We start from the raw sequence: 20,114 nt of genomic DNA, 5'->3' as shown, positions 1-20,114 counted from the left end.
CCTTTTTCTATTTTTAGAGACTGACAACAGAAAAAGGGGCGGATTTTAAACTTGCTTATTTTTTAGTAATCGTTTCGTTTGCTTTTTCAGTAAATGTCTTCAAAGCAGGTTCAACTTTTTCATCTCCATTAGATACAGATTGCAACATTGGGAACCAGAGTGTTCTCATTTCTGCAAATCCATCAATGGTGTTGTAGTATGGTGAGTAGTATTTAGTCCAGCCACTGATTGTTTCCATACGCTTGTCATCATAGAGTTTACCAAATGATGTACGAACTGGGAAAGCACCTGTACGAACAACGTTCTTAGGTCCCCATTCTTTGTCATCAGCGATGAATTTCACAAATTTCTTAGCTGCTTCTACTTTCTTGTCGTCTTTGTTGTTAAAGACTGCAAAACCATTTACAAGGTATTCAAGGGCTGGTTTACCTGAGTCTGATGGGAATGGTACTTCAACTACTTCTACTTTACTTGCTTCCAACAATTTAGCTTGGATACCATTTTGTGCTGGTGCCCAAAGAACAGTATAAGAAGTTTGACCGTTAGCGAAGTTTTGGATATCTGCTCCGCCATCGTATTGAGAACCGTTCATCATGAGGCCATTGTTGATCCAGCTCACTGCTTTTTCAAGACCTTTGACAAATTTCGGATCATCAGTTGTATATTTAGTTACTTTTTCGTCTGTAACAGATCCACCGTAGAGGTTAGCGATGAAGGCACGAGTTCCTTGGTCTCCGCCTTGACCGTTACTGAAGAGAGAGCCAGGTGTATAACCTTTATCTTTAAGCGCTTTCAAAACTTTTTCAAAGTCATCTGTTGTCCAGCCTTCTTTAACTAGGTTGAGGACACCAGCATCTTCCAACATTTTCTTATTCATTGCCATGTAGAATGGAGCAGAGCTGATTGGATACATATAAGCTTTGTCTCCAGCCTTGCTGGCTTGGATAATGTTATCGTTGTTAACATCTTTGACGAAATCATCTGTGAAGAGGTCGTTCAAGTCTGCCAACTTACCGTTTTTACCGTATTGAATAATCCGGCCTGGTGCATCGAAGAGCACGTCTGGCGCTGTTCCAGCTTCGATAGCTGTCGTAATTTTTTCTGGACCTGACTTGAAGTCGATTGTTTCCAAGTTGACATGAATGTCTGGATTTGCTTTTTCAAATGCTTCAATGATGGATTTTTCATAAGTTCCCACACCGTCATTGGCATTTTCTTGAGTGAAGACAGGGAATGCCCACCAAGTAATCTCTGTCTTACCAGATTTATCACCAGAGCTAGCTGCTTTATTTGAGCTACCACCACCGCTACAAGCTGCTAACGTAAGAACTGCGGCTCCCGCTACCAATGAACAAAGCAATTTCTTCATTTTCATTTGTTTTTCTCCTTTAAAATTAAGATTCCAAGCTGACCTAAACAGCTTTTACCTGCCTATTGGAGAGTGGGACGGACCTCTTTCATTAGGCGCCCCAGCCTCGTTTTTCCTGTGTTATTCCTCTGGACAAGCGTCCACCTATATTTGATTAAAATCCTAAACTTTTAAAAGTACAATCACTCCTTATCTGTGACTTTTCTTTTATCCTAAAATAAAGTCAGTCAGTTCATTTTAGGTTGTTTTACAAAGTAATTCGTTTTTGAGTCTCACTATCAAACAGATGACTCTTAGGTAGTTTGAAGGTGAAGCGAAGCTTCGAACCTGGCTCCAGATAATTAGAAGCATCTACCTTGGCTGAAAACTCTTGACTGCCCACCTTACAGTAGAGCACTGAGTCACTACCCAGCAACTCTGACACGACAACTTCTGCCTCAACCACATCGCCAGGGAAAGTATCCTCTACAATCAAGTCGGCTGAGATATCCTCTGGCCGGATACCCAAAATAACTTTCTTACCTTGGTAGCCTTTTTCTGTCAAAAGCTTCTCTTGACCACCTGTCAGGGTAAGATTGAGTTGATCACCATCAGTCAGTTGATGACCAGATACCATCACTTCAAAGAAGTTCATAGCTGGACTGCCGATAAAGCCTGCAACAAACTTATTCGCTGGTTCATTGTAAAGCTCTTGCGGAGTTCCGACTTGCTCGATACGACCGATAGTTCCCGTGCCCGCTTCATTTTTCGTCGCTGACATGATAACAATGCGGTCGGCCAAGGTCATTGCCTCGGTTTGGTCGTGGGTAACGTAGATGGTTGTTGCTCCGATACGGCGGTGGATTTTGGCAATCTCAGCACGCATGGACACCCGCAGTTTCGCATCCAAGTTTGACAAAGGTTCATCCATCAGGAAAACCTTGGCATCTCGGACGATGGCCCGTCCCATAGCTACCCGTTGACGTTGACCACCAGACAAGTCCGCTGGTTTGCGGTCTAGAAACTCTTTCAAACCAAGGATTTCAGCTGCTTCTTGCACCCGTTTGTCAATATCTTCCTTGCTGTACTTGCGCAGTTTCAATCCAAACGCCATGTTGTCATAGACTGTCATGTGTGGATAGAGGGCATAGTTCTGGAAAACCATGGCAATATCACGATCCTTGGGAGCAATATCATTGACTAGTGTCTCATCGATATAGAGCTCGCCCTCAGTGATGTCCTCCAGTCCCGCAATCATACGAAGCGTTGTGGATTTCCCACATCCAGAAGGGCCAACAAAGACGATAAATTCTTTGTCTTTGATTTGCAAGTCGAAATTTTCTACAGAGTAGAAATCACTATTAGGATATTTTTTGTAGAGCTTATTTAACTTTAAGGTCGTCATTGCTTTACCTCACTTTATTTTACTGCTGCAACGAAACGCTCGGTGATTTCCTTTGGTCGAGTAATAGCTCCGCCTACTACAATACCGCGGACACCCAAATCATGGATTTGCTTAGCCTGATCTGGATAATGAATCTTGCCCTCAGCAATCACATCTACCCCCGCATCACAGAGCTTCTTGACCAGTTCAAAATCTGGTCCGTCTACCTTAGGACTGTAGGAAGTGTAGCCTGATAAGGTCGTACCGACAAAGTCAACGCCAGCTGCTACAGCTGCCACGCCTTCCTCAAAGGTACTGATGTCAGCCATCAGCAGTTGCTGCGGATATTTCTCCTTGACTTGGCGGATAAAGTCCTCAACCTTCAAACCATCATAGCGTTCCCGCTGGGTGCAGTCCAGAGCGATGACCTCGATATCAAGGGCAGCCAGCTCATCCACTTCCCGCATGGTCGCAGTGATAAAAGGCTCCTGTGGTGGATAGTCCCGTTTGATAATCCCGATAATCGGGAGCTTGGTTACTTCCTTAATCTCCTTGATGTCTCGCACGCTGTTGGCTCGAATACCAACTGCCCCGCCCTCTTCAGCCGCCTTGACCAAGAGAGGAATGACACCGCCAGCCTCCGTATAGAGGGGCTCATGAGGCAGAGCTTGACAGGAAACGATAATGCCATCTTTGATTTTTGCAATTAATTGATCTTTGCTAATCTGTGACATAAATAATCTCTCCTTTTTCTATGTTTTCTCCGTTCTTTTTATAATGTCATTATATACAAAAAATAAAGCGCTTTCAATATATTTTGAGATTTAGATTTTAGTTTCTAAAAACCGACTTCCTTTCTTAAAAGCTGAAACTACTTTCAGGATTAGAAGTGTTTCTACAAAAAAGTTACTATAGATTTTTGAATATTTATCATAAAAAGCCTGAGATTATTCTAATCTCAGGCTTAGTTTCTTTCTTAGTACTGTCTATTTTTACCAGTCTTTAAAAGCTTCCAACAAAGAAGGATGGTTAATCTTTGAGCCGCAAAGCCAGTTGAAAACTTTATCATTGACATAGACATTCATGGCTTCATGCTCGTACTCTGGCATGAGATGGTGCTCCTTAGTACACTCCAGCCGGTTGTAAATCGCAAACTGGGTAATCGGATAGCAAACATCGTCAGCCAGTCCGGTTATCATCCGCACGCTCCCTTGAATGCGGTGAGCCATATTTTTCACATCGATATAGGACAAGGTCTGGATAATCTCATCCTCCGTTTCGTGGAAAGGATCGTGGAACTTAAAATAACGAAAGAGCTCATCATAGGCCTCGCTGGTATTGCCAATCTCCAGCACCCGCCGGAAATCTGACAAGAAAGGATAGATAGCCACTGTCTGCTTAATGCGCGGATTGAGAGCCGCTGCCACCAAAGCCAAGGCTCCGCCCTGAGAAGCACCGTAACTGGATAGATGATCCTCGTCCACAAGGTCCAAACTCGCCACAATCTCAACCAAGCTGTAAATATCTAGATAGACATCTTTATAAAAGAGACGCTCTGGTCCATCCACTGCCCCACGGATAATCTGACCCTTGACCGTATTGCCCCTTACAGGCGCCCCTCCATCCAAGGAATAGCCTGACTGGCCGCGTACATCCATAGATACAACACCATAGCCAGCAACCGTATACGCTAGCATATCGGACCAATCCCAGCCACGCCCCATATAACCGTGGAAATGAAAGATAATCGGAACTTTTTTACTCGATTTGGGAAGGACTATACGAGCATAGGTTCGCCCTTGATTCGTCCCCTCAAAAACTAGCTCATAGCAGGTCACCCCAGCGATTTGAAAGTCTTTTTCAATCAGCTGATAGTCCGGCAAGCCACTCAAACTGCTAATCTGACGATCCCAAAAAGCATCAAAATCTGCTGGAACTTCATCTCTGCCTCTATAATCTTTTGCTTCTGCTAATAAATCTGGATTGCGCATCTTATCCTCCAACAATATTGTTTTTTTGTAAACCCTTACAAAATAATAGCACAGCACCTTTCCTTTTTCAATCCTTTGCAATATTAAGAATTTAATTTCTGTTTTTGCTGTGATTCTTTTTCTTTTTGAAACTAGTTTCAAAAAAGCTTTCTGGTCTATCTTTTCCCTAGTTTTTTAAAAAGTCGTCTATTTCATACATTTTAAAGAAAGAAAAATCCCCCACTTAATGAGGGATTGATTCTACATTATTTACGACGTCCTGGACGTTCTGCATAACCATAGTATGCATCTGCCATGATTTCTTCCATGTCAGCTACCATTGGTAAGCGTGGGTTTGCAGGTGAACATTGGTCTTCATAAGCAAGCAATGCAATTTCATGCAAGCTATCTTTCCAAGCTTTTTCATCGATTCCTTGGTCTTTGAAGTTCATCTTGATACCTACTGCAACACCAAGTTCATAAACAGCTTTAGCGTATGCTTCAACTGCTTCTTCTGGAGTTGAGTGAGGCAAGCCAAGCATTTTCGCGATGTCTTGGAATTTCTCATCAGCTTTCCAGTAGTTGTACTTCGGCCATGTAGTGGTCTTAGATGGACGAGTACCGTTGTAACGGATAACGTATGGTAGTAAGATTGCGTTTGTACGTCCGTGAACAGTATGGTGAACACCACCGATCTTGTGGGCCATTGAGTGGCTCATACCAAGGAAGGCATTGGCGAAGGCCATACCAGCCATTGTAGACGCATTATGCATTTTTTCACGTGCTTCTGGGTCAGCTGTCTTAACAGATTTTTCCAACCATTCAAAGACAAGCTTGATGGTTTGAAGCGCAATACCGTCTGTGTAGTCGTTAGCAAAGTTTGAAGTATAGGCTTCAGTCGCGTGAGTCAAGACGTCCATACCTGTATCAGCAGCGATGAAGTCTGGCACTGACTCAACCAAAGCAGGGTCAACAATCGCAATAGTTGGTGTCAATGAGTAGTCAGCCAATGGGTATTTGCGGTTGTTTTTCTTATCAGAGATAACGGCAAATGGTGTTACTTCTGAACCTGTACCTGAAGTCGTTGGAATACCGATGTATTTCGCTTTCTTACCAAGTGATGGGAAGCGGAAGGCACGTTTACGGATATCCATGAATTTTTGAACCAAGTCACGGAAGTCGATTTCTGGTTGCTCGTAGAAGAGCCACATTACTTTCGCCGCGTCCATTGGAGAACCACCACCAAGAGCAATGATTGTATCTGGTTCAAATGCTTTCATCACTTCAGCACCACGTTCTACAGTTGTGATGTCTGGATCTGGTTCAACATCTGAAAAGACTTGGATCGTTACACGGTTGCTACGTGCGTTCAATTGATCGATCACACGTTGAACAAAGCCAAGTTTTTCGATAGATTTGTCCGTAACGATCATAACGCGTTCAATATCTTCACATGTTTGAAGGTATTGGATAGAGTTGCGCTCGAAGTAAATTTTTGAAGGAACTTTAAACCATTGCATATTATTTCTACGTTTCCCTACTTTCTTGATGTTTAGAAGGTTAATAGCGCTCACGTTATCACCAACTGAGTTACGTCCGTATGAACCACATCCAAGTGTCAAGGATGGAATGAAGGCATTATATACGTCCCCGATACCACCGAAAGTAGATGGAGAGTTCCAGATGATCCGCATCGCTTTGATTTCAGTACCAAAGCGTTTAGCCAATTCTTCATCTTTTGTATGGATAGCTGCTGAGTGACCAAGCCCGTTAAATTCAACCATTTGACGAGCTTTTTTAAGACCGTCTTCTCTATCTTCAGCTTTCAAGACAGCGATAACTGGTGACAATTTTTCACGAGTCAATGGCTCATTTGGACCTACTTCAGCACATTCTGCAGCCAAGATGTTTGTACCTTCTGGTACTTTAAAGCCTGCTTGTTCTGCAATCCATGCAGCTGGTTTTCCAACGATGTTTGCATTCAGTTTAGCACCAGCACAGTTCTTGCTGTTGGCTTTCACACCAAAGCAGAATTCTTCAAGAAGGGCTTTTTCTTTTTTGTTTACAAAATAAGTGTGGTATGACTTGAATTCTTCTACAAATTCGTCATAGACCTCCTTGTCAATGATCACTGCTTGCTCAGATGCGCAGACCATACCATTGTCAAATGATTTAGACATCACGATATCATGAGCTGCTTGGCGAAGGTCAGCAGATTTTTCGATGTAAGCTGGTACGTTTCCGGCACCAACCCCAAGAGCTGGTTTTCCGCAAGAGTAGGCAGCCTTAACCATGGCATTACCACCAGTTGCAAGGATTGTTGCAATACCATCATGGTTCATCAAAGCTGCTGTTGCTTCCATAGATGGCTGAGTGATCCATTGCACACAGTTTTCAGGTGCGCCAGCTGCGATTGCTGCGTCACGAACAATTTGCGCTGCGTGAGCAGATGATTCTTGAGCAGATGGGTGGAAGGCAAAAACGATTGGGTTACGTGTCTTCAAGGCAATCAATGCTTTGAAAATTGCTGTTGATGTTGGGTTAGTTGTTGGAGTGATACCACAGATAACCCCGACAGGCTCAGCAATCTTTGTCAATCCAGTAACAGGATCATCTTCGATAACACCAACAGTCTTCACACCACGCATGTTGTTGACAACGTGTTCACAGGCAAAGAGGTTTTTCGTTGCCTTGTCTTCAAATACACCACGGCCAGTTTCTTCAACCGCATGTTGAGCAAGGATCCCGTGTGCATCAAGAGCTGCAACTGAAGCTTTTGCTACGATGTAATCTACTTGCTCTTGATTTAGTTTTCTCATTTCTTCAAGAGCTAGGAGACCTTTTTGCACAAGCTCATCAACATGTTTTTCTGCCGCTAGCACTTTATCTTCTTGTTCAACAGTTTTCTTCTTATCAGCCATTATAGTCCTCCAATGGTTTCTGCCAAAAGGTCAAATGAAGATTTTAACCTTTGTTAATTATTTCACAATATAATTATACTCTATTCCTACAAATTTGTAAACACTTTCAACAAAAGTTCACAAACTTTTTATGGATTATTTTTTAAGCACTGATACTTCAAGCTTTTTTACTAAAGTCTCTATTTATTCTCAAAAATTTCACATACTTTTCTTTAAAAATGTGTTAGCGCTTTCTTTTTTGTTATAAAACTAGCTCGGCTAAATAACCGAGCTAGTTTTATGGCTTAACACTGCCACTTGAAGCGGCAGCTAAAGCCTCTTTTATCATGTTAGAGTAGAGTTTACCTCCCTCTGCCATAGACTCTGAATCTGCCCCATAATGGACATAGTCTGTTCCAATCCAAATCTGCGGATTATTAATCGCTACCTGATACCAGTCTGCTACATATACAAAATCGTATTTCTTAGCAAGTTCAAGTTCGTATTGTCGCATCTTAACAGGAATACTACTTGGATCATTGGCTGTCCGGCCATCATATGGCGTGACTAAAATCAAGCGATGGCCTTTTGGCAAGAGCTCTATATACTGATCCAACAATTCTTCATAATTGTCAACTGGATTGGTTCCCAATGCCAAGACGACGTTTTGAAGCAGTGTTTGATTAGCAATATCGTTCTTGAAAAATTCCAGACCAGACACTAAATTACGACTAACCACTGCATCGACTTGAGCGTCAGGTATAGCCTCTTGGATCCATTCAGCGGAGCGCAAAGTGACCGAATCACCAATAACAGTCGTTCCCTCTGCCACGTTATAATTTGTCGCAGTTTTTTGGTCTGCGTGCTTACGGGTTGTCTGCATTTTCGTATCGGCTTGGTTCAAAGAATTGACAATCAGGCTTTCCTCAAAGGCACCAACAGACGGAGCTGTGATGGTGATAATAAGCAAGATAAATGTCAGCGGAATGAAACTGTAGAAAATCGGCTTGGTGATGGAACTCACATTCAACTCCTTGCCAAAAATCCGAGGCTTCCGTCCAGCTAAAGTCGGCTCTAAAATATAGAAGGAAAGAGCTGCGAAACCAAAACTCAAGATTGTAGTCAAAAGCACAGCCCAACCATTGCTCATCAACTGAGTAAAAATAATATAGAAAGGCCAATGGAAGAGGTAAACACCATAGCTAGTATCTGCAATAAAGTTGAGAGGACTAGGCTCCTTAATATTTGGCAATTTATCGTGCAAGATGCGGGTTGCTGCTATCATGACACAAGCCAGAAGTGTTGAAATCAAGAAACCAAATAAATAAGTCCACAAGCTGTCAAATTTCAAAATAAAGCTGAGCAAAAGAAGAAGAACAAAACTGCCAGCTAGAGCGATCAAGACTTGCTTGATTTCTACCTTTTCTTCCAGTTTCTTCATCTGAACGCCTACATTTCCGACTCCAGAAAAAGTCGCTAGCACTGTCCCAGCAAAGAAAGGAAAGACATGGGTCAAACTTGAGAAATAAATATTGGAGTAATTCTTGCTGAAAAAGGCTCCGATAAACATAGCCAAGAAACTGAACAGAAACAGAGCAATTGAAGTCAGAGAAATCAGGCCCCGATACTGAGCAACTGACTTGCTAATCTTACTGATGCCCCAAGCAGCCAAGCCCCAGAGGATATAGTAATGCACTTCCAGTGCCAAACTCCAAGTGTGAATCAGCAAATGCGGCACAAACTGGCTTTCATAACTACCGCCCGACATCATTTCATAAAAATTAGTCACAAAACCAAGCGCAGCTGCAATCTGCGTCCCGATACCTGCTACAAAGTCCCGACGGATCAATAAAGTAAAGGGCATGATGACCAAAATCATAAAAACGAGCGGAGGAACGATACGATAAAAGCGCCGTTTCAGAAAGCCCATAATATCAATCGTCCGACTTCTTGTAAACTCATCAATCAATAATGAAGTAATCAAAAATCCTGAAAAAGTGAAAAAGATGTCCACTCCAATAAAACCTCCAGGAAAAACTCCCTGAAAGTAATGATAGAGTAACACCAAGACCAGTCCAGTAATCCGAACCAGTGAAAACCATCTAATGCGCATTTTGATAAATTCCTTGCTTGAACGTTCCTTCATAGACGACATTACTTTCTGTCGTCAGTTTTCCTTTACCATTGGCTTGACCGTTGGCAAATTCACCTTCATATTTCCAACCATCCTTCGATGTAAAAGTACCCTTACCATCAAAAGTACCATTTTTGAAATGCCCTTTATAGCTATCCCCATTTTTAAAAGTCAGGGTACCTTCGCCGTTCATTTTTCCATGAACTAGACTGCCTTCATATTTTATCTTACCTTGATCCAGCGTTAGCGCACCCTTACTAGGGATATTAGAGGTAAACACTAAAATTGCTGACAAGGCAATCACAGTCACAGCTAAAATTTCTAGATTCTGACGGGTCAGATAGATTTTATATTTATCGTAAAATTCTTTTATTTTATCCATTTTTCATCCATTTAAGCGTTCTAGCCACTTGTGGCAACCAGCCAAAATCAGGTCATAAGTTTCATCGAAATCGCCCGTGTACCAAGGATCTGGCACGCCAAGATCAGCAAACTGGTAGATTTTATTCTGAAAATCCGCTGGCGCCATTTTCTTCAAATCTCGAATATTGGCTTCATCCATGCCGATGATATAATCAAATTCTGCAAAATCTTGCGCTGAAATCTGCTGAGAAGTCTTTCCTTTGTCATAAGAAATCGCATGTTTCTTAAAAATAGCCTGAGTCCCCTGATGTATAGGGTTTCCATGCTCCCAGCTAGACGTCGCACGACTCTCAATATGTAGGTCATCGGTCAGACTTTTCATAACAAACTCTGCCATCGGACTGCGGCAGATATTTCCTAAACAAACAAATACAATTTTCTTCATAGATCTATTATACCAGAATAAAAAGAAAACTGCGGAGCTTTCTTGATTATTCTGTGACAGCGGAAGCGGGCTCTGAAAAACCGCTAATTATACCGACTTACATAAAAGTGCAGATCATTGAGGCGGTGGCCCACTCAATCTAGCTTGCACCAGATTAAACTTTACTTTTCTTCAGAAAGAGTTTCAAAACTTAATTGTGGCCATTTAGTCTGCCAATTTTTCTTGCGGATTCTTTCCATATAAAGCTTCTTCCGCTCCGCATCCGCCAAAAAATGTGGTGTTGGTCGAACCTGAAATGCCCGAATATCTGCCAAACCATAGGGAGCAAAGAGCTCTAGCTGATCATCTTCCAGCAATCGCAGACCGATAGCCGTGCAGCACTCAGGATACTTGCTCATGGCATCTTTCGAGCTAGTATAGGGCTGGGTGTTGGGACTATGAATGTGCATATAAACTTGATTTTTCAGCTCCCAAGAATAAGCGGGAAAAGCTTTTCTCAACTCCATCTCCATCTGCAAAGTTTCCTCATAAGACACAGTTTGATCAAAGAATATAACATCCACATCCGTTTCGGCATCAAAGCCCGGCTTGCCAGCCAAGATATTCCAGATAAAATTTCTGACACTACCCGCAGCCAGCCAAGAATCTTTCAATTCTAGACTGCGGATCATCTCCAAAATCGCTCGGATATCCTGATCCTGACTCAGCCTCTCTAAAATCTCTTGATCGGTCATCATTCCTTCATATACTCATATCCTAGATGCTCATAGGCTTTCCTTGTAGCCACGCGCCCAGTCCGTGTCCGCATGACAAAACCTTTCTGAATCAGGTAAGGCTCATACATGTCCTCTACTGTTTCGCGCTCCTCAGCAATATTGACTGAAAGTGTCCCCAGTCCGACTGGACCACCACCATAAACTTCAATCATGGTTCGTAGGATTTTCTGATCCACATAGTCCAGCCCTTCCTGGTCCACATCCAGCATGGAGAGAGCCTGGTCGGTTATCTTATCATCAATCAAGCCATTGCCCATAATCTGCGCGTAGTCCCGCACCCGCTTGAGCAGACGATTGGCAATTCGCGGCGTTCCTCGGCTACGCAGAGCCAGCTCCCGAGCAGCCTCGTGGGTAATATCCATCTCAAAAATCTCTGCCGTCCGCTCGACGATTTCGGTCAGATCGCTGGCTTCATAATACTCCATGTGACCAGTAATCCCAAAGCGAGCCCGCAGAGGATTGGACAGCATGCCCGCCCGAGTAGTCGCCCCAATTAACGTGAAAGGTGGCAATTCCAGATGGACGCTGCGACTGGTTTCACCAGTCCCAATCATAATGTCAATGTAAAAGTCCTCCATGGCGCTATACAGCACTTCCTCCACTGCCATAGGCAAACGGTGAATCTCATCGATAAAGAGGACATCACCTGGTTCCAAATCATTGAGAATGGCCACCAAATCACCAGCCTTTTCAATGACCGGACCAGAAGTCTGCTTGATATTCACACCGAGTTCGTTGGCGATGACAAAGGCCATGGTCGTCTTTCCCAGACCTGGAGGACCAAAAAGCAAAGTATGGTCCAATGCCTCATCCCGCAATTTAGCCGCTTTGATAAAAATCTTCAGCTGATCCTTGACCTTGTCCTGACCGATATATTCTCGTAAATACTGAGGACGGAGGGTACGTTCTACCAGTTCCTCATCCCCCATTAATTCATTATCTAAAATTCTACTCATAGGACTATTATAGCAAAAAATAGGGCAGAGGAAGCAATCCGACCCGCTTCTGAATACAAAAAAAGCCACCGAATTTGGTGGCTCTTATGGGAGATTATTATGAAAAAGTTTTAGGATTTCTATCAAATAAAGTTAGGAGGTCTTCATTTGATGGTATTAGTATAACGTCCTTATCTTAAAATTTGCTTAAAGAAAAAATATTTTTTAAAAATAAAATACTTTTAGATATCTTAGTAAGATGATACAAACTAATATGAATTGTTCAGTCTGATTAAAATAGCCGCTATTTCATTGACTGCCTCAGGAACTCATGATACAATGAAAAAAATCGAAAAGGAGATTTTAGATATGAACAACCTTAAAAAGAAAACTTATCGGAATACACCAGCCTTTATGTTTATGGCTTGGGGCTCATTCGCCTTCTTTGTGACACTTGTTCTCGTCGGCCTCTATACCTTGAAAGAGCCTTTGATGGTTAAAGGATACTATCTCATGGGTTCTGTCGGACTGATTTCTTCTTCATTCACTCTTGCAAAAGTTATCCGTGATAACCAAGAAGACGAAGAACGTTACAATCAATTCTTCCAACCACAAGACTTAGACAACCAATAAAATAAATAGTAAAAACGGCAGAGGGGGATTCTGCCGTTTTCTTGTATCTGAGGCTAGTATCGCCATGTAAGATACACTTCAAATGAAGCAAGTTTAGTATTTATTTCACACCTGCAAAATAAACGGTGGTGCTGGTAAAGAGGCTTCCTGCCTTGAGAATGACCTGATCTTTCAAGTCACTATGAATCGCATCAGGCAAGGCCTGTGCTTCCATCGCTATACCATTATGCTGAATCATTGGCTGTCCATTGATGATAACTGACTCATCTACAAAATTTGCCGAATAAGTCACGACACAAGGAGCATCTGTACGGAAAGTCAGGTAGCGACCTGATGCCGCATCATAAAGGCAACTTGCCTCTTCCTGCTCTTTATCCAGAGCAAATGGATGATCCAGCCCTGACACGAGCCGAATCTGCTCATCTGGATCAGCAAAAATTTCTTTCAGCGCCAGACCTGTTTGTAGGCCTTTGACAAAGCCACGATCTGCATCCACTTCTTTTTCTGGCACACCGTCAGGAGCAATCGGATACACCCCTTTGGTATGCAGCTGGAGGACATGCTGATCAATCGGCTGACTAAAATTACCTGACAGATTGAAATAGCTGTGGTTGGTCGGATTAACCAGACTATCCTGATCTGTCTGGACTTGATAGGAAATCTCAATCTCCCCTTTTTCCGATAAGGAATAGGAAATCCAGATTTTCAAATTTCCAGGAAAACCGCCCGTCCCATCTGGTCGCTCTGTGTAAAATGTGACGCCCTCGTTTGTGACTTCCTCTGTCTGAAAAATCACACTGTCCCAGCCAGTAGAACCACTGTGGTTACAATTCTGACCATTATTGACTTCCAGCTGGTAGGACTGCCCATTCAGCTCAAAGCTAGCATTCGCAATCCGCCCCGCAACTGGTCCCACGCTGGCTCCATACTTGGGACTATTGCCAACATAATCCTCAAAACGCTCAAAGCCTAGAATGATATTGGCAAAATCACCATTTTTATCTGGCGTCCGATATTCTAAAATCGTTGCGCCATAGTTCATGACCTTGAAGCGATAACCTAGCCCATTTTCAAAGGTATAGGTTAAGACATCCTGTCCTTTAAAAGTAGCAAAAATAGATTCTTGATAAGATTTCATACAATCTCCCTCTATCTCGAGTCTGGGACAAAAGTCCTAGTCTCTCAATTGTCTTTGGATTGTCGAGCAAGACGCAGTGGTTGAGTGGGCTCTACTATGCTGACTTCATCAGCTTTTACAGCCCTACTCAACTGTGCGGAGGTGGGACGATGAAATCGAATTCTAACGAATGACCGATTTCTGTCCCACTCTCTTTCTTGACTTAGTCAGGGGACAAGGATGGAAGGCCATCCTTTTGATCTGAAAGTCTTTTTAATAACTAGCGTTCCCATGACTAATGTTTGACTTTTCCATATTTAGCTTTCTACTGCTGGAAAGGGTGGATAATAACCCCTTGAACGACTCGATTGACCGTACCTGTCGGAGACGGTGTATCTGGTCGATTTTTCACTTTCAAAGAAGTCAAGAGAGAGAAGAGCTGAGCATAGACGATGTAAGGGAAGGCTCGATAGCTATCTTCCAAGATATCACTTTCAAGAACCACTTGCTCAACATTTTCCAAGTCTTCTCTGCGCTCTGTAAAGAAAACCACCTTGCGAGCAATCTGATCTCCTGCCACTTCACGCACCAAATCCAAGTCGTAACGTTTGATGTATGCATCCCTTGAGCCAAATACCAGCACAAGCGTCTCTTCGTTAATCAGAGATTTTGGTCCATGGCGGAAGCCAACTGGGCTTTCATACATGGTCGCAACTTTCCCAGCGGTCAACTCCAAAATTTTCAGCTGTGCTTCGTGCGCTAGACCAAAGAATGGCCCTGCTCCGAGATAAATGACCCGGTTAAAGTCTAATTCTGTCAAAGCCTGAACGTCAGCTACATCTGCCAAAACCTTTTGACTCAAGGCAATCAACTCAGCTACTCTTGCTTCTTTTTGAGCCAAATCTGCTGGGTCAAAAACCAAGAGAGCTGTCAACATCATAGAGGTGAAGCTAGAAGTCATGGCAAAGCCAGCATCATTTGATGGAGCTGGTTGCAATAAGAGGAGATTCCGCTCATCGCCATGAGCCTGCTGAGCCAATTTCCCCTCTGCAGCGCAGGTGATAGTCACTTGATAAAGCTCATCAACCAACTGCTTGGCCAAGTCCACTGTCGCAACACTTTCTGGCGAATTACCACTGCGGGCAAAAGAAACGAGAACCGTTGGAATTTCCTTATGCAGATGCACCTCAGGACCCGCCACAATATCAGTCGTCGCAACCGAATTAAAATTCCATTGGCGCTCATTATAAAGCTTTCTGAAATATGGCAATAGCGTATCGCCCACATAAGCCGAAGTTCCCGCACCTGTAAAGATAACTTTTATATAATCATGCTTTTCTTCAATACCCTTTAGAAAAGCAGCGATTTGGTCAGCTTGAGCCTTGTAATGATTAAAAGCTGTCTGCCAAACATTTGGCTGTTGGTAGATTTCACGCGTGGTGATTTCCGCGCCCAATTCAACCAGTTTCTCTTTTGAATAATCTAGCATGGTAGTCCTTTCAAAAATAAACATCGATATATTAGTTATTTGCCTTTAAAAGAGGGAATGGGAAAATTCCCCACTCCCCTTCATTTCTTTTTTCCTTACAAAACAGTCCTACTCATCCTCATCATCTGATAAGCCTGCTAAAATATCATTGACTTTAACGATATTTTCGACTGCATTTTTCGGATAGTCAACATCAGCTCCTGTCAGAGAAGCATTGAGAAACTCAATTACCATCGGCAGATTCATACCGGCGTACAAGTCAATATCCTTACCTTCTAAAATAAGGCGGCTGACTACATTACATGGTGTGCCTCCCAAAAGATCTGCAAAGACAATATAGTCATCAAAATCCTTGACTGTGTCTAAGAACTTGGCTGTAAAATCATCTGGTCCCTCCTCTGGTAACAAGGCAACGGCATGAATATCCGCTTGAGGTCCCATAATCATCTCAGTGGTTGTTTTCAACTCTTCACAAAAGCGACCATGACTAATCAAAATTAATTGTTTGCTCATCATTTACACCATTATGCCATTCCAAAGAAGAAGTGACCAAACGCTGAGAACGCAATCGCTGCAAGAATGATGAGCAAGATAGCTTTTGTAGAGTTCATACCCTTACGTCCAAGCAACCAGAAGATTACACCTGTGATGATAGCTGGTACCAAGCGTGGGAAGATGAGGTTAAGCATATCTTGAATTTCAATTGCTTTGTCCCCGATGTGTGGAGCCCAAGAAACTTCAACACCAATCATGCTGGCAATCAAGGCACCAACCATGAAGACACCAAGTACAGATGCAGCATCAATCAAAGCTGTCAAAGTACTTTGCATATTGTTGATGAGGTTAACCCCTTCTTTGTAGGCAAATTCCAATTGTTTCCAACGGAAAATATCGTAAGCAACTGCAACAGCGATCCATAGGAAGATACCGGCTGGGTTTCCTGCAACAGCCAAAGTTGCTGCGATTGAACCCATAATAGCTGGTACCAATGATCCAAAGATTGAGTCTCCAAGAGGAGCGAATGGCCCCATGAGACCCGTCTTGATACCATTGACCGCATCTTTTGATTTCACACCATCTTTTTCTTCCAAAGCAAGGTCAAAACCAGTGATAATAGTGTGGAAGAATGGTGAAGTATTGAAGAATTGCGTATGCAATTTCATCATTTCTTTCAGTTCAGGTGTACCGTCTCCATACATTTTGCGCAATTGTGGCAAAATCATGTAAAGGTAACCAGAAGCCTGCATACGCTCATAGTTCCAACCCAATTGGAAGGTAAACAAGCTACGTTTGTTAATCTGTTTAAAATCTTCTTTTGTTAGTTTGTAATTAGAATTCGTCATCTTCAATTTCCCCGCTTTCTGATTCAGTTACTGGAGCAGCTACGACTGTACGTTGGCTGTTTTTGAAGTGTTGTACTGCAAGGAAGACACCAATGATGGCGATACCAATCATAGATACACTCTTGAAGTTGTTAACAAAAGTAATAGCTTGTTCTTTTGGAAGTTTAGAGAACACTTCAGAACCAACAATGCTAGACACTGCAGCACCAAGGCTTTGAACATTACTGTAAAGCACTGTCAACATAGCTGTCAAGCCAAATCCAAGTGCCAAGTAGTGAAGGTTGCGTTTAACTGGAAGATAACGAAGCAAGATTGCAAATCCAAGACCTGGAAGCATTTGACCTGCAAGTTTCAGACCGTTTGCCAACCATTGTACATTAGAGATACCTGTAACAACAGTTTCTACGAAAGCTCCACCAAAGGCAAGGGCAAAGAAGACTGGGAGGGCACGAGATGCCATCCAAGGAAGAGCACCAAGGAGATAGTTGCGTTCGATGCCTTTGTAGTCAAAGCGTTCAATCGCAGCATCTACACGGTGAGCGAAGTAAGTTGTAGTCATACGACCAAGAATATCGAAGTAAGTCAAGAGAGCAGCTACTGGAACGGCAATTGTAGAAATCGCAAGTTCAGGTTTGATCCCTTGAGCTACTGAGAAAGCAGTCGCAAGAACCGCACCAGAAGTAGCGTCAATACGAGAAGCACCACCGAAGGTACCAACACCGAGTACCACCAATTGAAGGTTGGCACCAATCAATAAACCTGTAGGTAAATCTCCCATGATGAGACCTGTGATAAATCCAGCAAATACAGGTGAACCTGCTGAAGAAACGATCGTCAACTCATCACAGATTTGATAAGCTGAGTACAGAGTGAGTAGTAAAATTTGCCACCATTGTATCATGACAATGACCTCCTAAAAATTTTTCCTTATTTTAACAAATTCATAAAATCCGCGACCGGATCATTTGGAACCATCTGAGCTGTCAGCTTCACCCCTTTTTCATGCAGCTTGTGGAAAGCTTCCACATCCGCATCAACCACATTGATAGAGCGAGTGATGGGACGAGTTTCGTCTGACTGAGACATATTTCCGACGTTCAGTGTTTCCAGTGGAACACCAGCCTCTACCAAACGAAGGAAACGGTCTGGTTTGCGAGCGACGATAAAGAGTCGTTGTGAGTCATACTTACCAGCCAAGATGTTTTCTGCTGCTTTAGCGATTGGCAAAATGCTGAGCTTCACTCCTGGCGGCGTTGCCAGTTTAAGTCCGCTCTTTTCGATAGCATTTTCAGCCACCTCATCGTCAATCACCATAATGCGTGAAATGTTGAGCTTGGTAGTCCAGAGATTGGCTACCTGTCCATGGATCAAACGTCCATCGATACGTGCACCTACTATTGTCATAAATTTTCCCCCTTTATTGTTTTAAATGTAGGTTGGTTAACTAAGTTAATGGATTCTTCATATTCCCCTTCCGTTTCAAAAATGATGATTCGGTTATGTCCTTCTTTCAGAAGGCTATGCGGAATATAAAGCGATAAGGTTGGTCCGACATTCCAGAAACGGCCGATGTTGACGCCATTTACGAAGGCAAGACCCTTTCCAAAACCGGACAAGTCTAAATAAGTATCTTTAAGCGCTTTCATTTCAAAGTCAAAAGCGTAGAAAGCTGGTTGCTCTGGCTGCCATCCTTTTGAAAAATTAATGTTTTCTGTGTTTTCAAAAGAAAGTGGATACTGCTGCCAATTCAGCAAGAAGTGCAAATCCTTGCAAACACCAGTGTGAATCCCTTTTCGCTGGGTATCTGCCAAGAACTTATGCCCATAATTGACCCGCCCCATGTTTTCCATCAGGATGTCAATACGGTGGGTGGCTTTCTTTTCCCCAGCAACAAAGATATCTTGACCAATCTCTGCTTGATACTGGGTTGCCATAAGCTTGCCGTCCACAAAAAGCTGCATTCGGTCTCGCCCATCAATCACCCGAATTTTTTCCTCATCCGCATCCCAGCTGGCTTTGGTACGATAAAGCAAGTAACCATAGCTCTGCCCCAAATCCTCCATTTTGATAGGATAGAGACTCTCCACTGGTTGAGCCAAATCAGCTAATGTCTCAAACAAACTCACCTTCTCACTCAGAGCAATATCTCTCAGTTCAAAAGATTCTTTTGTAAGCGGTTTCATTTGTGGGTACTCAGGATAGTAGGTCTCCATCATTTTTTGCACTTCAAAATATTTCGGAGTTGGATTTCCCTGTTCATCGAGTAGGGCATCATAATCATACGAGGTCACCTGTGGTAAATCCGTCACACCTCTGGCCGAGCAGCCATTCATGAAGCCAAAGTTTGTGCCGCCATGAAACATATAGAGGTTGATAGAGCCTTGTTTCAGAACCTCATGGACAGCTTGAGCCAATTCCTCAGGATCCCTTTTGATAATTGGCTCTTTCCAACGATTGAACCAACCATCCCAAAACTCCATACACATGAGCGGCCATTTTTTGCCATACTCATCAAAGAATTCCTGCATCTGGGCAAAATTATAGTCTGCTTTAGAGCCGAAATTTCCTGTAACAAATAAATCTTCCTCAATCAGCGTGCCGGCTCTCAGCGTCGCCCGCCAAGGACCATCCGATGTAAAGAGCGGGCAATCAACACCTCGATCCAACATCATCTGCCGAATCGCTCTCAGGTAGTCTTTATCCTCCCCGTAAGAGCCATATTCATTTTCCACTTGCATCATGAGGATATTCCCACCATTGTCCAAGAGCCTTGGAACCAAGCGAGGAAGCAACTCATCATAGTAGTCTGCAACAGCCTGAAGATAAGGAACATCAGAAGAACGGATTCTCATATCCTCAGTCAAGAGCCAGGCTGGCATGCCGCCAAATTCCCACTCCGCACAGATAAAGGGCGAAGGACGAACGATGGCATATAAACCTAAATCTTGAGCAATCTGAAGAAACTTCTCAATATCTAAAATCCCTTGAAAGTCAAACTGGCCCTTCTTTGGCTCGTGCATGTTCCAAGGAACATAGGTCTCAACTGTATTGAAGCCGAGAGCTTTAAGATTATAGAGCGAGTGATACCAGTCTTCCGGCTGAATCCGAAAATAGTGAATCGCTCCTGATAAAATCTTAAACTCCTGACCATCCAAGTAGAAAGAAGAGCCTATTTCAAATCTCTTCATCTCCCTATTCCTCCTAGATTTAAAACGCTTTCATTTCTTGATAATATTAATATAATAAACTTTTGCATAAATGTCAACATTTTTTTAAA

At 42.9% G+C, this 20,114-nt stretch carries 18 protein-coding genes; 1 reads left to right on the top strand and 17 read right to left on the bottom strand.

Features of this window, described 5'->3' with window-relative positions; translation table 11 throughout:
• Positions 1-55 precede the first annotated feature (55 nt).
• From FZ954_RS10845 to ruvB, 10 genes are all read right to left on the bottom strand, one after another.
• Positions 56-1,375 (bottom strand): ABC transporter substrate-binding protein, encoded by a 1,320-nt coding sequence (locus FZ954_RS10845; protein ID WP_125388371.1) that lies wholly within the window; start codon positions 1,373-1,375, stop codon positions 56-58.
• A gap of 241 nt (positions 1,376-1,616) precedes the next feature.
• Positions 1,617-2,753, bottom strand: a complete 1,137-nt coding sequence (locus tag FZ954_RS10840) for an ABC transporter ATP-binding protein (RefSeq protein ID WP_148878369.1) — start codon at positions 2,751-2,753, stop codon at positions 1,617-1,619.
• A gap of 14 nt (positions 2,754-2,767) precedes the next feature.
• Entirely contained in the window at positions 2,768-3,466 is a 699-nt protein-coding gene (locus FZ954_RS10835; protein WP_045498297.1) for an N-acetylmannosamine-6-phosphate 2-epimerase, read from the bottom strand.
• 258 nt (positions 3,467-3,724) lie between these two features.
• Entirely contained in the window at positions 3,725-4,723 is a 999-nt protein-coding gene (locus FZ954_RS10830) for an acetylxylan esterase (protein ID WP_148878368.1), read from the bottom strand.
• 245 nt (positions 4,724-4,968) lie between these two features.
• On the bottom strand, positions 4,969-7,623 hold the full coding sequence (gene adhE / locus FZ954_RS10825) for a bifunctional acetaldehyde-CoA/alcohol dehydrogenase (RefSeq protein WP_148878367.1): 2,655 nt from the start codon (positions 7,621-7,623) through the stop codon (positions 4,969-4,971).
• Positions 7,624-7,900: 277 nt separating this feature from the next.
• A complete protein-coding gene (locus tag FZ954_RS10820; RefSeq protein WP_148878396.1) occupies positions 7,901-9,715 on the bottom strand; it encodes an acyltransferase family protein in 1,815 nt (604 codons plus the stop codon).
• Positions 9,705-10,118 (bottom strand): MORN repeat-containing protein, encoded by a 414-nt coding sequence (locus FZ954_RS10815; RefSeq protein ID WP_045498310.1) that lies wholly within the window; start codon positions 10,116-10,118, stop codon positions 9,705-9,707. Before FZ954_RS10815 ends, FZ954_RS10820 begins: the two co-directional genes overlap by 11 nt.
• 3 nt (positions 10,119-10,121) lie before the next feature.
• Positions 10,122-10,544, bottom strand: a complete 423-nt coding sequence (locus FZ954_RS10810) for a low molecular weight protein-tyrosine-phosphatase (RefSeq protein WP_148878366.1) — start codon at positions 10,542-10,544, stop codon at positions 10,122-10,124.
• Positions 10,545-10,705: 161 nt separating this feature from the next.
• Complete coding sequence (locus FZ954_RS10805) at positions 10,706-11,281, bottom strand: nucleotidyltransferase family protein (RefSeq protein ID WP_148878365.1); 576 nt, start codon at positions 11,279-11,281, stop codon at positions 10,706-10,708.
• A complete protein-coding gene (ruvB, locus tag FZ954_RS10800; RefSeq protein ID WP_148878364.1) occupies positions 11,278-12,276 on the bottom strand; it encodes a Holliday junction branch migration DNA helicase RuvB in 999 nt (332 codons plus the stop codon). Before ruvB ends, FZ954_RS10805 begins: the two co-directional genes overlap by 4 nt.
• A gap of 348 nt (positions 12,277-12,624) precedes the next feature.
• Between ruvB and FZ954_RS10795 the strand changes: the two genes are divergently transcribed.
• The gene (locus FZ954_RS10795) at positions 12,625-12,888 is read left to right on the top strand and encodes a YiaA/YiaB family inner membrane protein (RefSeq protein WP_179856134.1); all 264 of its coding nucleotides are present in this window, start codon (positions 12,625-12,627) and stop codon (positions 12,886-12,888) included.
• 100 nt (positions 12,889-12,988) lie between these two features.
• On the opposite strand, the gene FZ954_RS10790 is transcribed toward FZ954_RS10795, so the two are convergent.
• The 7 genes from FZ954_RS10790 to FZ954_RS10755 form a co-directional block, all read right to left on the bottom strand.
• Positions 12,989-14,026, bottom strand: coding sequence for an aldose epimerase family protein (locus FZ954_RS10790; protein ID WP_148878363.1), 1,038 nt, complete (start codon positions 14,024-14,026; stop codon positions 12,989-12,991).
• Between the two features lie 304 nt (positions 14,027-14,330).
• Complete coding sequence (locus FZ954_RS10780; RefSeq protein ID WP_148878362.1) at positions 14,331-15,494, bottom strand: SIS domain-containing protein; 1,164 nt, start codon at positions 15,492-15,494, stop codon at positions 14,331-14,333.
• 108 nt (positions 15,495-15,602) lie between these two features.
• Complete coding sequence (locus FZ954_RS10775) at positions 15,603-16,007, bottom strand: PTS sugar transporter subunit IIA (RefSeq protein WP_015604195.1); 405 nt, start codon at positions 16,005-16,007, stop codon at positions 15,603-15,605.
• 11 nt (positions 16,008-16,018) lie between these two features.
• On the bottom strand, positions 16,019-16,837 hold the full coding sequence (locus tag FZ954_RS10770; protein WP_005591340.1) for a PTS system mannose/fructose/sorbose family transporter subunit IID: 819 nt from the start codon (positions 16,835-16,837) through the stop codon (positions 16,019-16,021).
• On the bottom strand, positions 16,824-17,738 hold the full coding sequence (locus FZ954_RS10765) for a PTS mannose/fructose/sorbose/N-acetylgalactosamine transporter subunit IIC (protein ID WP_062005959.1): 915 nt from the start codon (positions 17,736-17,738) through the stop codon (positions 16,824-16,826). The genes FZ954_RS10770 and FZ954_RS10765 overlap by 14 nt, the downstream gene beginning before the upstream one ends.
• A 26-nt stretch (positions 17,739-17,764) precedes the next feature.
• Complete coding sequence (locus FZ954_RS10760; RefSeq protein ID WP_045498334.1) at positions 17,765-18,241, bottom strand: PTS system mannose/fructose/N-acetylgalactosamine-transporter subunit IIB; 477 nt, start codon at positions 18,239-18,241, stop codon at positions 17,765-17,767.
• Positions 18,238-20,025 carry a beta-galactosidase family protein gene (locus FZ954_RS10755; protein ID WP_148878361.1) on the bottom strand — a complete coding sequence of 596 codons (1,788 nt, stop codon included), beginning with the start codon at positions 20,023-20,025 and terminating at the stop codon, positions 18,238-18,240. The genes FZ954_RS10760 and FZ954_RS10755 overlap by 4 nt, the downstream gene beginning before the upstream one ends.
• Positions 20,026-20,114: the final 89 nt, after the last annotated feature.

Source organism: Streptococcus sp. Marseille-P7375 (assembly GCF_902460365.1).
GTDB lineage: Bacteria > Bacillota > Bacilli > Lactobacillales > Streptococcaceae > Streptococcus > Streptococcus cristatus_I.
The sequence above is the reverse complement of the archived record's forward strand: the minus strand, read 5'-3'. Positions and strand labels throughout refer to the sequence as shown.